At 69.4% G+C, this 14,537-nt stretch carries 10 protein-coding genes; 6 read left to right on the top strand and 4 right to left on the bottom strand.

Annotated elements, in window-relative coordinates; all coding sequences use genetic code 11:
- Nucleotides 1-61: 61 nt before the first annotated feature.
- Entirely contained in the window at nt 62-2,284 is a 2,223-nt protein-coding gene (locus P6281_RS22690; RefSeq protein WP_008260987.1) for an FUSC family protein, read from the bottom strand.
- Between the two features lie 81 nt (nt 2,285-2,365).
- Between P6281_RS22690 and galT the strand changes: the two genes are divergently transcribed.
- The 3 genes from galT to P6281_RS22675 all read left to right on the top strand — a co-directional run bounded on the left by galT (nt 2,366) and on the right by P6281_RS22675 (nt 5,459).
- Nucleotides 2,366-3,481: a galactose-1-phosphate uridylyltransferase gene (galT, locus tag P6281_RS22685; protein ID WP_014942940.1), complete on the top strand. Its 1,116-nt coding sequence runs from the start codon at nt 2,366-2,368 to the stop codon at nt 3,479-3,481.
- Entirely contained in the window at nt 3,478-4,569 is a 1,092-nt protein-coding gene (locus P6281_RS22680; protein ID WP_014385834.1) for a galactokinase, read from the top strand. The genes galT and P6281_RS22680 overlap by 4 nt, the downstream gene beginning before the upstream one ends.
- Nucleotides 4,570-4,769: 200 nt before the next feature.
- Nucleotides 4,770-5,459: a PAS and ANTAR domain-containing protein gene (locus P6281_RS22675; RefSeq protein WP_014385833.1), complete on the top strand. Its 690-nt coding sequence runs from the start codon at nt 4,770-4,772 to the stop codon at nt 5,457-5,459.
- Here the strand turns inward: P6281_RS22675 and P6281_RS22670 are convergent.
- Complete coding sequence (locus tag P6281_RS22670; protein WP_014385832.1) at nt 5,456-5,941, bottom strand: hypothetical protein; 486 nt, start codon at nt 5,939-5,941, stop codon at nt 5,456-5,458. The two genes, P6281_RS22675 and P6281_RS22670, sit on opposite strands and share 4 nt — an antisense overlap.
- 37 nt (nt 5,942-5,978) lie before the next feature.
- A complete protein-coding gene (locus tag P6281_RS22665) occupies nt 5,979-6,659 on the bottom strand; it encodes an LpqN/LpqT family lipoprotein (RefSeq protein ID WP_201358790.1) in 681 nt (226 codons plus the stop codon).
- 199 nt (nt 6,660-6,858) lie between these two features.
- Between P6281_RS22665 and P6281_RS22660 the strand changes: the two genes are divergently transcribed.
- Nucleotides 6,859-9,504 carry a GH92 family glycosyl hydrolase gene (locus P6281_RS22660; protein WP_014385830.1) on the top strand — a complete coding sequence of 882 codons (2,646 nt, stop codon included), beginning with the start codon at nt 6,859-6,861 and terminating at the stop codon, nt 9,502-9,504.
- Nucleotides 9,505-9,514: 10 nt separating this feature from the next.
- On the opposite strand, the gene P6281_RS22655 is transcribed toward P6281_RS22660, so the two are convergent.
- Nucleotides 9,515-11,893, bottom strand: coding sequence for a lysylphosphatidylglycerol synthase transmembrane domain-containing protein (locus tag P6281_RS22655; protein ID WP_008260980.1), 2,379 nt, complete (start codon nt 11,891-11,893; stop codon nt 9,515-9,517).
- 145 nt (nt 11,894-12,038) lie between these two features.
- Between P6281_RS22655 and P6281_RS22650 the strand changes: the two genes are divergently transcribed.
- The gene (locus tag P6281_RS22650; protein ID WP_008260979.1) at nt 12,039-12,986 is read left to right on the top strand and encodes a class I SAM-dependent methyltransferase; all 948 of its coding nucleotides are present in this window, start codon (nt 12,039-12,041) and stop codon (nt 12,984-12,986) included.
- A gap of 159 nt (nt 12,987-13,145) precedes the next feature.
- Nucleotides 13,146-14,531, top strand: a complete 1,386-nt coding sequence (locus P6281_RS22645; RefSeq protein ID WP_324738531.1) for an HNH endonuclease signature motif containing protein — start codon at nt 13,146-13,148, stop codon at nt 14,529-14,531.
- Nucleotides 14,532-14,537: the final 6 nt, after the last annotated feature.

Below are 14,537 nucleotides of genomic sequence, written 5' to 3'. Positions count from 1 at the left end.
ACGGACCGCGGCGGTCAGCACGATGGTAGCCGCGGCCGCGCGCGATCGGTAGCAAAGCGCCTCAGCGTGACGCGGGCTCGGCCGTCCGCACGCGTTCGCGTCCACCGAGGTTGGTGGCGGCGGTGATGACGGCCCGCTCGATCTGGCGAAGGGCGTGCACCGCGGTGAGGTACCGCCGGGTCTCGGGCCGCGGCTCGGCGCCGTGGCCGTCGCCGTCCTGTTGTCGCGCCAGGGTTTCCGCGGCGTCGAGGTCGTCGGCCGCCGAGACCAGGGTCGGTGCGTGACCCCCCTCGATGGCCTCCTGCAACGCCTCGATGTTGCGTCGCGTCTGGGCGGCGGCCGCCGAAAACGCCTGCGCCAGTTTCGGGGCCGGCGGCGGTGACCCGACGGGGTCCCGATACTGCTCGCTGCTGCGTGCCAGGCTGCGGCCGTATTGGTCACACGCGGTGAAGATGCCCAGGGCGCGGCGGATGCTGCGCCGCCCCGCGAGTCCGGCGACGCCCGCCAACAGCGGCTTGGCGGTGACCCGGAACTGCTGCAGATCCCGATCGACCTGACGCGCCTGCTCGGACGGGCTGGCGCCGCCCTCTCCGCACATGGTGGCGGCGCACACCTCGATCAGCGCCGACAGGCTCGTCAGGAAGGTGCGGGTGTCGGCGCGGATCGCGGTTCTGGTGTTCGTCGGCAACACGACGACGGCCACCGTCGCCCCGATGACGGCGCCGATCGCGGTCTCTTCGATCCGCAGCATGAGCACGCCGAAGGAGAACTGGCCGAGCAGGCCGTACAGCAGCGCCAGCATCGTGGTGATCCAGAAGGTCATCAGGCTGTAGGTGACCGTCATGAAATAGAAGGCGCAGAACAGACACACGAAAATGCCGGCGAGAGCGCCAATTTCGTGGCCGGTCAGCAGCGTGGCCACCAGCACGCCGGCGGGCACGCCGAGCAGGGTGCCGAGCAGGCGTTGCCAGCCCTTGGTCAGGGTTTCGCCCCACGAGTTGGTGCCGGCGAAGATCACGAACGCGGCGATCACCGCCCAATACCACCGGTCCGGCGAGACCAGCTCCCCGGTGACGATGGCCAGCGAGGCGGCGATACAGACCTGGATGGCTTGCCGGGTGGTCGGCAGCAGCCCGCCGGGGCGTGCCTCGTCGGCGGCCCCCTCCGGCGCGGCGCGCTCGTCGGCCGCCGGCCGCTCGCCGCCGGTTTCGTCAAGGGGGGCGCCGGCGGCCATCCGATCGACGATCGCCCGCACGTCGGACGTCGCCCCCGCGGCGTTGATGATCGCCAGGGCGAGGCGGCGGACCGCGGTGGCGCCCGGGTCGTCCTCGGCCGCGGCTCCAGCCTCGGGCAGCTCGTCCAGCAGCCGTTGCGCGCGGGCGGCCGCCCGCCGCAGCCCCTCGGGTTCGGGCAGGCGGATCGCGCGGGCCAGCTGCGAGAGCGCGTCGACGAGCGGGACCCGCGTGCCGATCGGGATGGATTCCGGGGCCTCACCCGCCACGGCGGCGGCCCGCCGACCGGCGGTGGCGACCCATTCGATGGCCAACTCGGCGTCCAGCAGCCAGGGGGCCAGCTGTTCGGCGGTGACGCCGGGCCACAGCGCGCCGGGATCGGCTTTGTCCTCGATCTGGCTCTGCACCAGCAGGGCGGTCTCGTTGAGCCGCGTGGTGCGCGCCCGCATGCGGCGGCGCCGCCGTTCGTCGAGGCGGCCCGTCCGCACCGCTTCGGCGGTGGTGTCGATGACGATCGCCATCCGCGCCCGCAGCGCCCGGATGGTGGCGCGCAGCACCCGCTCGGGGCGGTCGGGCAGCACGTAGGCGGTCATCACGTACGTGCACACCGTGCCCACCGCGACCGCCCCGATCATCCAGGGCAGCTCCGAGACGCGGGCCCGCAGGTACAGCGTGAAGAAGTACGACATGAACGCGACCATCCCCAGCGCCCTGCCGCGCGCCCCGAAGCGGCGGATGTAGGCCGCGGTGAACACGATCAGCACGAAGACGGCATCGCTGGCCACCACGTGCGGGGCCAGCAGCGCGGCGGCGGTGATGGCCAGCGCGGCGGGAACGGGCAAGAGCGCCATGGTGATTCGTTGCTGGCGCGGGTCGGGCTCGTTGACTGACCGCGACGCGACCATGGTGATGACGACGCCCAGCAGCGCGACGGTCAGGGGTTGTCCCGTCGCCCTGGTGAGGACGAAAAGGACCAGCAGCGAAAGGCCCAGCGCGGCCGTTGTCCGAGTCGCCATCCGCAGCCGAAGCAAGCCCGGATCGGAGCCGATCACCCAGTTGCGGGCGCGTTCGTACAGGACAGTTATTCCGGTGACCGCCTCTCTATCGCGTACCCCCATGGTTACCCGAACCGGGTGCCGGCGACCAAGCTAGTCTTCGACATCGTGACTGAGCCGACGCGAGCGAAGCTGGCTGACGGCCGTGACCTGCTGTTCTTCTCGCTGCCCGGGCATCGTCCGGCGCCGGTCGAGGACCGCCGGCCCCTGCCGCCGCGTACGGCCGAACAGTCGCAGTTGCGGTTCGACCGGACGACCGGGCAGTGGGTGATCGTCGCGGCGCTGCGCCAGGACCGCACCTACAAGCCGCCGCCCGACGCGTGCCCCCTGTGCCCGGGCCCGACCGGGCTGACCAGCGAGGTGCCCGCGCCCGACTACGACGTCGTCGTGTTCGAGAACCGCTTTCCCAGCCTGTCGGGCGCCGCGACGCCGCTTCCCGATCCCGGCGACGCCGACGGCTTCGTGTCGACCCCGGCGCCCGGGCGCTGCGAGGTGATCTGCTTTTCGGCCGATCACACCGGCTCCTTCGCGGCGTTGACGCCGGCGCACGCGCGGCTGGTGGTCGATGCGTGGCGCCACCGCACGGCCGACCTGATGGCCGCGCCGGGCGTCGAGCAGGTGTTCTGCTTCGAGAACCGCGGTGAGGAGATCGGGGTCACCCTCACCCATCCGCACGGCCAGATCTACGGCTATCCCTACCTGACGCCGCGGACGGTCGCCATGCTGGAGCAGGCGCGGGCGCATCGAAACAAGCACGGCGGCAACCTGTTCGGTGATCTGCTGGCCCGCGAGGTCACCGATGGGGGCCGCATCGTCGCGCGCAACGAGGTGTTCACCGCGTTCGTGCCCTTCGCCGCGCGCTGGCCGGTCGAGGTGCACATCTACCCGAACCGGTTCGTGCCCAACGTGATCGGCCTCGACGAGGACGAGCTGGACGGGTTCGTGGCCATCTACCTTGACGTGCTGCGGCGCTTCGACCGCATGTATTCCACGCCGCTGCCCTACATTTCGGCGCTGCACCAGTATTCCGGGGCCGGGGTCCAGGCGGACGGGTACTTCCACGTCGAACTGATGTCCATCCGCCGCAGCGCGACCAAGCTCAAGTACCTGGCGGCCTCCGAATCGGCGATGGACGCCTTCATCGGTGACGTCACCCCCGAAAGCGTGGCGCAGCGGTTACGGGAACTGCAGTGACGGTGCGCTACGGCGCGCCGGGACGGATCAACCTGATCGGCGAGCACACCGACTACAACCTGGGTTTCTCGCTGCCGATCGCCTTGCCGCAGCGCACGGTGGCGACGTTCAAGCCCGGCCCCGGCGACGCGATCACCGTGACCAGTGAGCGCGCGGACGCCCCGGTGCGCATTGCGCTCGGCACCGCCCCGGGGGAGGTGACCGGTTGGGCGGCCTACGTGGCCGGGGTGATCTGGGCGCTGCGCCAGGCGGATTACCCGGTGCCCGGCGGCACGATGTCGATCACCAGCGACGTGGAAATGGGCTCGGGCCTGTCCTCCTCGGCGGCCTTGGAATGCGCGGCGCTGGGGGCGATCGCCTCGGCCGCGGGCGTACGCATCGACCGCAAGCACCAGGCCCGGCTCGCCCAGCGCGCCGAAAACGAGTACGTGGGCGCCCCAACGGGTTTGCTCGACCAGCTCGCCTCGCTGTTCGGCCGGCCGGCGACGGCGGTGCTGATCGACTTCGCCGACCTCGCCGTCTCGCCGGTGGCTTTCGACCCCGACGCCGCCGGCGTCGCCCTGCTGCTGATCGACTCCCGGGAGCGCCACAGCCATGCCGGCGGTGACTACGCGGCGCGGCGCCAGTCGTGCGAGCGCGCCGCCGCCGACCTCGGGGCGTCGTCGCTGCGCGAGGTCGGCGATCGCGGGCCCGCCGACCTGGGCGCCGTGCGGGACCCGGTCGATGCCCGTCGCGCCCGCCACGTGCTGAGCGAGAACCAGCGGGTCATCGATTGCGTTGCGGCACTGGGCGATGGGAACTACGCCGAGGCCGGGCGGATCTTCACCGCCTCGCACGCCTCCATGCGTGAGGACTTCGACATCACCACCGAACGCATCGACCTGATCGCGGCGGCAGCGGTGCGCGCGGGCGCGCTGGGGGCCCGGATGACCGGCGGCGGATTCGGTGGCTGCGTGATCGCGCTGGTGCCGATCGCGCGCGCGGGGGCGGTCGCTGAGGCGGTGCGGCGCGCCGTGGTCGACGCCGGCTTCGAACAACCCGTCGTCACCCGGACCCGGGCGGCCGCCGGCGCGGGTTCGTGCCAGTGAGCGCGCCGAAAACTTACTCGCCCGGCAATTTCTTGATTTCCGCAGTGACCACCGGTCAGAAACTGTAATCTCACGGCCATGGGGGTATCTCACTCCTGCATGTGCAGTTCCGGATTTCCCGCCCGGGGGTCGGCGATCCATTCGAGATCGCCCATGCACGCTGTTACCGGTCCGCTTGCCGTCGACGCGAAAAACCCACCGTGGCTTGGGAATTAGACCGCCAGGCCGCGGCGATCGAGCGCGGTTTGGCCGGCGCCGTTCCGCAGCGGGCCGGCTGGTTCCGCTTCTACTTCGAGGGCCACCGCTGGGTATGGTCCGACCAGGTCCAGCGCATGCACGGTTACGAGCCCGGCACCGTGACCCCCACGACCGAGCTGGTGCTGTCGCACAAACACCCGGCGGACCGGCCCCAGGTGATCGACGGGATCAACGACATGATCAGGCGCCGTCAGGCGTTCAGCGTGCGGCATCGCATTGTGGACACCCGCGGGCTCATCCACCACGTCATCGTGGTGGGCGACCGGTTCTGCGACGACAACGACGAGGTCGTCGGGACCCACGGCTTCTACATCGAAGTCACGCCGCCGCCCGCGCGCAACCGGGAGGATTCCATCAGCGCCAAGGTCGCCGAGATCGTCGGGCGCCGCGGGGTCATCGACCGCACCAAGGGGATGCTGATGCTGATCTACGGCATCGACGAGGACGCCGCCTTCACCATGCTCAAAACCCTGTCCCAATCGAAAAACACGAAGCTCGGCGTGCTCGCCCAACGCATCGCCGACGACTTCACGGCGCTGGGCAAGGAGGTCATCACGGCGCGTTCGCGCTTCGACCGGTGCCTGCGCGCCGCGCACCTGCGGGCGCCCGGCGGCCCGCCGGCTGACGGCTAACCGACCGGACTGAGCCGGACGGCCCCCAGGTGGAGCCGGTCGACCGCCTCGGCGAACTCGTCGCGGGTCGGAATGCGGTGATCGCGGAACCTCAGCCCGATCATGCGCTGCGCGCGCGCCACGCCATACGACTCGGCGGCGCGCAGCAAGAGATCGGAGACCGCGGCCCGGTCGCGGATGAGCTCGCCGCGCATCGCCGTCGTCGTGCCGTCGTACACCACATCGACGGGGCCGCCGTCGCGGAAGTTCTGCTTCCACGGCGCGCCGGTCAGCGCGTAGAGCTGACCGTCAATCAGGTGCGCGCTCAACGGAATTGAGTACGGACGCCCGGTCTTGCGCCCGGTGAAACTCAACACCATGAATTGCTTGCGCGCGGCGCCGGCAAGGGGGCTGCGCAGCAAAAGCCCCATCACCGGGTTGACGAGACGCAATAACGCCGACGGCGGATGCCCGGCATCGACCGCATATGACTGCTCTGCCATGCGTTTACCGTAGATCCCTGCGGCGCCGCACTACTTCTCAGCCGGTGATGGTGGTCTTTTCGTCGATGACCATGGCGGCGTCGATCAACGAGGCTTGATCGCTCTGAAGGCCATCGGCTTTGAGCAGGAGCACATAGACCGCCCCCTGCGCGGGGATCACCACCGTTTTCTGCGCCCTGACGCGGGTGTTGCCGTCCTTTTGGTAGGTACCGCCCAGCTGCCAGGCCTGGAAACCGCCGAGCGTGGACGCGGAACCAGCACCACCCTGGCCTTGGTATCCGGGCAGATTCTGCACCTCGCCCGGGGCGTATTGAAGGACCTTCGCCGGGTCGACGTTGCCGGTGAGCTTGGAGAACAGCGTCGCGATGGTGGGCGGATCGGAGGGATTGGCGGGCTGGCTTTGCACGATGCCGCCGTAGGAGGTGCCTGAGTCTTGGGTGAGTTGCCAGCCTGGGGGCACCGGCAGGTCGACGTTCGGACCGGGATCGCCGTGGTGGACGGGCGTCTGCGAGATGTTGTTGTCCTTGACGTAGTCGGCGATCGTGTAGTGGGCTTTCGCCGCCGGCGCCGCGCTGGTCTGCGACGAGGTCCCCGAGGAAGTGGACGTCGACGCCGACGTGGACGTAGTTGTTTTGTCAGCAGACTTGTGGTCGTGGCCGCAACCGACAAGCGCAAAACTCAGCGCCAAGGAGATGGTTGCTAGAGGCAAGTGTTTCATTTATCCAGGCTTTCCCGAGAATTGGGCCGATACCAGCGCCAGCCACGCTGGATGACAGTAGCCGAAATGTGCCGCAAGTTTGCCGGTATCTTTTAGACATTTTGCTGCCTGTGCCGCGCCGGCCGCTCGTCAGTCAATTCATAGGGGAAACGCCACCGCAATGCGCCGCTGCGCGGTCGTATCGGAGTAAGAGACTTCTATGCGGTCACGAAGGGCGCTGATTGCGGTCATCGCGGCGTCGGCCGTCTTCATGACCTTCATCGCCGCCGCCCCGCCGAAGGGGTATGACGGCCCGCCCGTCTTCGTGGCCAATCCGGTCGACCACGTCGCGACGCTCATCGGCACCGGCACGGGCGGCGAGACGGTCGGCGAGATCAACAACTTTCCCGGCGCCACCGTGCCGTTCGGGATGGTGCAGTACTCGCCGGACACCGTCGGCAACTACGCCGGATACAACTACGACAACCCGCGCTCGACCGGGTTCAGCATGACCCACGCGTCGGTGGGATGCGCTGCGTTCGGCGACATCTCGATGCTTCCGGCCACCGGCGGCGTCGGCCCGCAACCCTGGAACGCCTGGGAGACGATCGCCCACGACGACACCGAGCAGGGCGTGCCCGGCTACTACGCCGTGCGGTTTCCCGACACCGGCGTGAGGGCCGAACTGACCGCCACCGCGCACACGGGCGTCGGGCGATTCAGCTACCCGCGCAACGGCCGCCCCGCCCTGTTGCAGGTCCGCTCGGGCTCGTCGTTGGCGGGAAACTCCCGCGCGACCATCCAGATCGGGGAGGACAACACCACCATCACCGGTTGGGCCACCAGCGGGGGGTTCTGCGACAAGCCGAACGCCTACACGGTGTATTTCGCCATGAAATTCAGCCGGCCCTTCACCTCCTTCGGATCCTGGGACGGCGCCACGGTCTACGCCGGTGCCCGCAGCGCGAACGCGCCGTACAGCGGCGGCTACGTCGAATTCCCGGCCGGCACGACGCTCGAGGTGCGCACCGCCATCTCCTACGTCGGCATCGAGGGCGCGCGGGCCAACCTGGCGGCCGAGGACGCCGCCGGCTTCGACGACGTGCGCGCCGCCGCCTCGCGGGAATGGAACGCCGCGCTGTCCCGCATCTCGGTGGCCGGCCGGAATGTCGACGATCTGACCACCTTCTACACCTCCCTGTACCGATCCCTGTTGCACCCCAACATGTTCAACGACGCCGACGGGCGCTACGTCGGGTTCGACGGCGCTATCCACACCGTGGCCGCGGGCCACACCCAGTACGCCAATTTCTCCGACTGGGACACCTACCGGTGCCTGGCGGCGTTGCAGGCGATGCTCTTTCCGGACCGGGCCAGCGACATGGCGCAATCGCTGGTCAACGACGCCCAGCAGAGTGGTTCGCTGCCGCGCTGGGCGTTCGCCAACGCCGCGACCGGCGAGATGACCGGGGACAGCGTGGTGCCGTTCATCGTCAGCCTGAACACGTTCGGGGCCAAGGACTTCGACGTCCGTGCCGCGTTGCGCTACATGGTGGACGGGGCGACCAAGGGCGGGGCGGGGCTGGCCGGTTACGTGGAGCGGCCGGGCATCGAGACCTACCTGCGGTTCGGTTATGCGCCGTTCACCCTGGTATTCGGCCGTAACGGCTGGATCGCCGACGCCTCGATCACGTTGGAGTGGTCGGTCGACGACTTCGCCATCTCCCGATTCGCCGACTCGCTCGGGGACGCCGCGACCGCCGCCGAATTCCAGAATCGGTCGCAGTACTGGCAGAACCTGTTCAATCCCACCACCCGATCCGTGGTGCCCCGCAGCTGGAGCGGGTTCTTCCGCCCCGGCCCCGCGGTCGTGGTGTCCCCGGAGAACTTCGGCCAGGTCGGGTACGACGAGGGCAACGCCGAGCAGTACGTCTGGTCGGTGCCGCACAACGTCGCGGGCCTGGTGACCGCCCTGGGCGGCCGCGCGGCCGTGGCCGACCGGCTCGATCGGTTCACCGAGAAGCTCAACGTCGGCCCCAACCAGCCCTACCTGTGGGCGGGCAACGAGCCGAGTTTCGGTGTGCCATGGCTATACAACTACATCGGGCAACCGTGGAAGACCCAGCGCACGGTCGACCGGGTGCGTGGACTGTTCGCGCCGACCGCCGACGGGGAGCCGGGCAACGACGACCTGGGCGCGCTGGCCGCCTGGTACGTGTGGGCGGCGCTGGGCGTGTACCCGGCCACCCCGGGCACGCCGATCCTCACCGTGGGCGCGCCGCTGTTCGACCGAATCGAAATCGCGCTGCCCGCAGGCAAATTCCTCCGGATCTCCGCGCCGGGCGCGTCGGGGCCGCACCACCTCAAATACATCAGCGGCCTGAAGGTCGACGGCCGGCCCACCGAGCACACGTCACTGCCGGAGACGATCATCACCACCGGCGGCACGCTGACGTTCTCGCTCGCCGCCTATCCCGACAAGCGTTGGGGCACATCCGAAGCGGACGCGCCGCCGTCGTTCGGGGCGGGCAGCTCGGCGTTGACCGTCAACGTCGCTCAACCCGTCGTGACGATCGCGCCGGGGCGCACGGGCACGGTCACCCTCGACGCGCAACGGATGATCGACGGCCGCGACGTCCCCGACGGCTACACGGTTTCCGGCACGTCCACCGACGCCGGGATCACCGTGGCGCCCACGCCCGGCCGCTTCGGCAACGGCGGATCGGCCGCGGTTTCCGTCCCGATCACGGTGGCGCAGTCGGTTCCCGAGGACTACCACCTGGTGTACTTGACCACCACGGCCGGCGAAAGCGCGCGCAGGTCAACGGTTCTGGTGGTCACGCAGGCCGAATCCGGCAACTCCTGACCGGGATTCCTCAGATCATCTCGTTGGTGGTCAGCCAGCGCATCACCGGCCACCCGACGAACACCGGCAGCCAGCAGGTCAGCATCCGGTACAGCAGCACCGACGGCACACCGATCGCCGCCGGCACCCCGAAGGCGGCCAGGCCACCGATCAGCGCCGCCTCGACGGCACCGACGCCGCCGGGGGTCGGGGCGGCCGAGGCCAGCGTCCCACCGACCATCGTGACGACCGTGACGGCGACGAATGTCGTTCCCCCGCCGAAGGCTTCGATGCTGGCCCACAGCGCGAGCGCCGCGCCGAGGGTGGTGCCCGCGCAGCCCAGCAGGATCAGCGCCAGTCGCCGCGGCTCGCGGGCGAGCTTCACCAGGTCGCCGACCACCTCGTTCAGCTTCGGGCGCACCTCGGTGGACAGCCACCGCCGCAGCGTGGGCACGAACAAGAACGTCCCGATGATGCCCAGCGCCACACCCGCGATCAGGTACAGCAGGGTCGCGCTCGGCACGAAATGGGAGAGATTCATCGAGGCGCCGGCGGCGGCGCTGAACACGACCAGCAGCGCGATATGGGCGATCACCTGCACCGACTGCTGCAGCGCCACCGCCGCGGTCGCCCGCATGGCCGACAGGCCGCTCTTCTGCAGAAACCGCGTCGACAGCGCCAGCCCGCCGACCCCGGCGGGCGTGGTGGTCGCGGCAAAAGTGTTGGCCACCTGGGCGATTGACAGCGTCCAGAAGTTCACCATGCCGTCGGCGCAGGCCCACAGCGCCGCGGCCGCACCGACGTAGGTGAGTGCCGACACCAGCAGGCCCACCAGCGCCCACGACCAGTTCGCCGTCTTCAGCTCCGAGAAGAACGTCGGTGCCGTGCTGATGAAGGGATACGCGACATAGACCAGCGCGCCGAAGAGCACCAGCTGGATCATCTGGCTGCGGGTGAAGCGGGTGATGGTTTGCGGCTTGATCTGATCGGCGCCGGTTTGGCGCTTCACCTCCGCGCGTGCGGCGGAGATGACCGTGCCGGCGTCCGGCACCGACCGCCGAATGAACCGCGGCACAGCGACTTTGGTGAGCCGGCGGGACGCCGACAAAATGGTGTCCGCGCCGAACACCTCGATCGCGGCGCGCACCGCGGACTTCGGGTCATACAGCGCCGACGCCGTCACCAGCAGCTGCGCGATATCCGACTGCAGCTGGGCATCGGTCGCGCCGTACTCGGCGCTGCCGAAGCTGCCGAACAACACCGCGCCGTCGTCGACGGTGATGTGCTGGCTGCGCAGATCGCCGTGGGCGATCTGGCGGTCGTTGAGGATCCGCAGCGCTTCCCACAGCCGGACGACGGGCGTCGTCGCCGCGCAGCGGTCGATGGGCGTGCCCCGAGCGGGCTTGTGCGAGTGCAGCATCCATCCCCGGTCCAACGGGGCGAGGGCGACCGTCGCGGTGTTGGCCAGGCCGGCGTCACCGATGGCGATCGCCATCAACGCGCGATGCTCCACCGCGCGCCGCATCGACGTCACCAGGGGAGCGGTCTCGGTGTCGCGCAGCTTCAGCTTCCCCCACAGCTGGCGCAGCGCACCGCCGCTGCGCTGGTGCGGGCCGTACAGCTCGACCAGCGCGGTCCGGCCGGAATCGTCGTCGCCGTCGGCCGAAAGAATCAGCGGGCCACGCCCGGCCGGCCGGACCACAGTGAGCCGCGAGACGACCAAGCCGGCTTTGGCCATCGCGCGCACCGCGGCGTCCAGCGGCACCTCGAGCGCGGGGGTGCCGACCACCAGCACCACCAGCGCGCCGACCACCCACCCGACCGCCAGCCCCACCAGCGATCGCGCCGGAACGACGGCGCTGATCACCAGGTGGATCGGGACGAAGGCCCACAGCAGCGCCCACCACCAGTGCCGCCAGCGCGCCGGCAGCCAGGGCCCCGACACCGTCAGCACCGCCGCCAGCATCCCGATCCACCGCGGGTCGTCGAGCAGCTGCGCCGGCAGCGTGCTCAGCCGGTCGTGGACGTCGAAGTGCCAGCGGGGCGCCGCCAGGCCGGTGCCGCTGATCGACAAGAGCACGATCGCGCTCAGCCCCGCGGTCGCGTAAGCGCCCAGCAGCTTCCACTGCCCGGCGACGATCAGGCCGATGAGGATCATGAACGGTAGGGCCACGATCGCCAGCCCGTACGCCAGGTACACCACGTCGGATTGGGTGGGCGACAGGACGCCCACGATCTGCGAGACGGATTTCTCCAGCGCGATCCACTGCGGGCGGGTGACCAACGAACCCGTGATCACCAGCGCCAAAAAGAGCGAGGCCAGGACGAGTCGCAGGATGTCGTTGGTCCGTCGGGTCAGTGGCTGCAGCAGGCTGCCGGAAACGGGGATGTCGCGCCCGTCAACTCGCATGTATCAACGATCCTTCGGATTCGCCCCTGCCGATGGGCTCGCCGACAAGTTAACTTCAATACCCGGCTCGGGGACAGCTGCCACTCATCCGCCGCGCGTAGGGTCGGGTACGTAGCCCTGCTAGCGAAGTGGGAAGGACGTGCGCGTGGCCAGGACCGACAACGACAGCTGGGAGATCACCGAGAGCGTGGGGGCGACCGCCCTGGGCGTGGCCGCCGCCCGCGCCGCGGAGACCCGCGGCGAGAACCCGTTGATCAGCGATCCGTTCGCCCAGCTCTTCCTCGACGCCGCCGGTGACGGCGTGTGGAACTGGCATTCGGCGGGGCGACTACCTGACGCTGTCGTCGAAGCCGAACCGACGCTGCCGCTGCAGATGCAATCGATGGTCGGCTACATGGCCTCGCGCACCGCGTTTTTCGACCAGTTCTTCCTCGACGCGACGGCCGCCGGCATCCGGCAGGCGGTGATCTTGGCGGCGGGTCTGGACGCGCGGTCGTGGCGGTTGGCCTGGCCGGCGGGGACGACGGTCTACGAGCTCGACCAGCCCCGGGTGCTGGACTTCAAGGCGTCGACGCTCGCCGAGCACGGCGCGCAGCCCGCCTGTCACCGCGTCCCCGTCGCGGTGGACCTGCGCCAGGATTGGCCGGAAGCGTTGCGGCAGGCGGGTTTTGACGTCAGCGCGCCCAGCGTGTGGTCGGCCGAGGGGTTGATGCCCTATCTGCCGGCCGCGGCGCAGGAGCTGCTGTTCGAACGCATTCAGGGACTCACCGTCCCCGGCAGCCGGGTGGCCGTGGAGGCGCTGGGCCCCAAGTTCCTCGACCCCCAGCTTCGCGCGAGGCGCCGGGAGCGGATGGATCGCATCGCGGCGCTGATGGCCGAGGTCGATCCCGACCGGCAGGTGCCGAGGACCGACGAGCTGTGGTACTTCGAGGAGCGCGAGGACGTCGGCGAGTGGTTCGGCCGTCATGGCTGGGACGTGACGGTGACACCGTCCGACGAGTTGATGGCCGGCTATGGCCGAGCGGCGGCCAAGGAGGTGCGGGACTACGTGCCCGGGAACCTGTTCGTCGCGGCGCAGCGGGCGGCCGGCTAGGGTCCCGAGTCGCCTTCTCTCCTTGGCCAAGCCGTCGCGACGCCTGACGCGGACGCGTTTTCGAATACGGAAAACGCATATCGAAATTCCTTGTGTCACTGTGGTTTCAGTGGTCACAATCCGGGGTTTTTTGTCGGTGTGTGTCGATAGTTTGGCGGTGTGAGTTCCACTGGTCTGCCCGATGTCGACGCGGTGTTCGACGCGCTCGATGCCGAGGTGGACCGCGCGTGTGCGTTGGTGCTCGACGCGTTGACCGTGCAGCAGCAGCTGGCGGTGTTGGAGCGCTGTGAGAGGCTGCGCCGGCGCATCCCGGTCATTGAGCATCCGCTGCTCAATTCGCTGGCCCGCCAAGTCCCGTCCCAGGATCTGGGCGGCGGCTTGTCCCATGCTTTGACGGAACGCACCCTGATCAGCCGTCACGAAGCGTCTCGGCGTATCCAGGAAGCCCGCGACCTGGGACCCCGCCATGGACTGACCGGTGAACCCTTGCCGCCCGCCTTGGCCGCGACGGCCGCCGCCCAGCGCGCCGGAGACCTGGGCGCGGGTCAGGTGGCCGTGATCCGCAAGTTCTACCACCAACTACCCGGCTGGGTGAGCGCTGCGGCCCGTGAGTTCGCCGAAGCCCAACTGGCCGGGTTCGGCACCCAGTTCGGCCCCGAACACCTCAAAGAATTGGCCCGCGGGCTCACCGATGCGCTTAACCCCGATGGCACGTTCACCGACGAGGACCGCGCCCGTAGCCGCGGGGTGACCCTGGGCAACCAACAAGCCGACGGCATGTCGGAGCTGCGGGGCCTGATCACCCCCGAACTACGCGCCACCTTCGAAGCCGTGGAAGCCAAACTCGGCGCCCCGGGCATGTGCAACCCGCTCGACGACATCCCGTGCGTGGAGGGGACGCCCAGCCAGGCCGCCATCGACGGTGATACGCGCTCGAAGGCTCAGCGCGGCCATGATGCCCTGCTGGCCGGGCTGCGTGGGCTGTTGGCCTCCGGGGAGTTGGGTCAGCACAACGGGTTACCGGCCTCGATCATCGTCACCACTACCCTGGCCGAGTTGGAGGCCGCCGCCGGGCGAGCCCTGACCGGTGGGGGCACCATCCTGCCGATGAGTGAGGTGATCCGCCTCGGCCGCCACGCGCATCACTACTTGGCGATCTTCGATAAGGGCAAGGCCCTGGCGCTCTATCACACCAAGCGGCTGGCCTCCCCGGGGCAGCGAATCGTGTTGTATGCGAAGGACCGCGGCTGCACCGCCCCGGGCTGCACCGTGTCGGGCTACTACTGCGAAGTCCACCACACCATCGACTACAGCAAGTGTCACAGCACCGACATCAACCAGCTCACCTTCGCCTGCGGCCCGCATCACCGCATGCTCGACCCCGGCGGCTGGACCACCCGCAAAAACACCCGCGGCGACACCGAATGGAAACCCCCACCCCACCTCGAGCGCGGCCAACCCCGCACCAACACCTACCACCACCCCGAAAAACTCCTCCACCACGAAAGCAACGACGACGAAGCCGACAATCCGGGGGCGGCATAACGGGGT

It is taken from the genome of Mycobacterium sp. 5-140-3-2 (genome assembly GCF_035666375.1).
Taxonomy (GTDB): domain Bacteria; phylum Actinomycetota; class Actinomycetes; order Mycobacteriales; family Mycobacteriaceae; genus Mycobacterium; species Mycobacterium intracellulare.
The sequence above is the reverse complement of the archived record's forward strand: the minus strand, read 5'-3'. Positions and strand labels throughout refer to the sequence as shown.

What these genes read in the sequence shown, in the direction of transcription:
- P6281_RS22665 (WP_201358790.1), bottom strand. Translation starts at nt 6,659, where the DNA reads ATGAAACACTTGCCTCTAGCAACCATCTCCTTGGCGCTGAGTTTTGCG.
- P6281_RS22655 (WP_008260980.1), bottom strand. Translation starts at nt 11,893, where the DNA reads ATGCGAGTTGACGGGCGCGACATCCCCGTTTCCGGCAGCCTGCTGCAG.
- P6281_RS22660 (WP_014385830.1), top strand. Translation starts at nt 6,859, where the DNA reads ATGCGGTCACGAAGGGCGCTGATTGCGGTCATCGCGGCGTCGGCCGTC.
- P6281_RS22670 (WP_014385832.1), bottom strand. Translation starts at nt 5,941, where the DNA reads ATGGCAGAGCAGTCATATGCGGTCGATGCCGGGCATCCGCCGTCGGCG.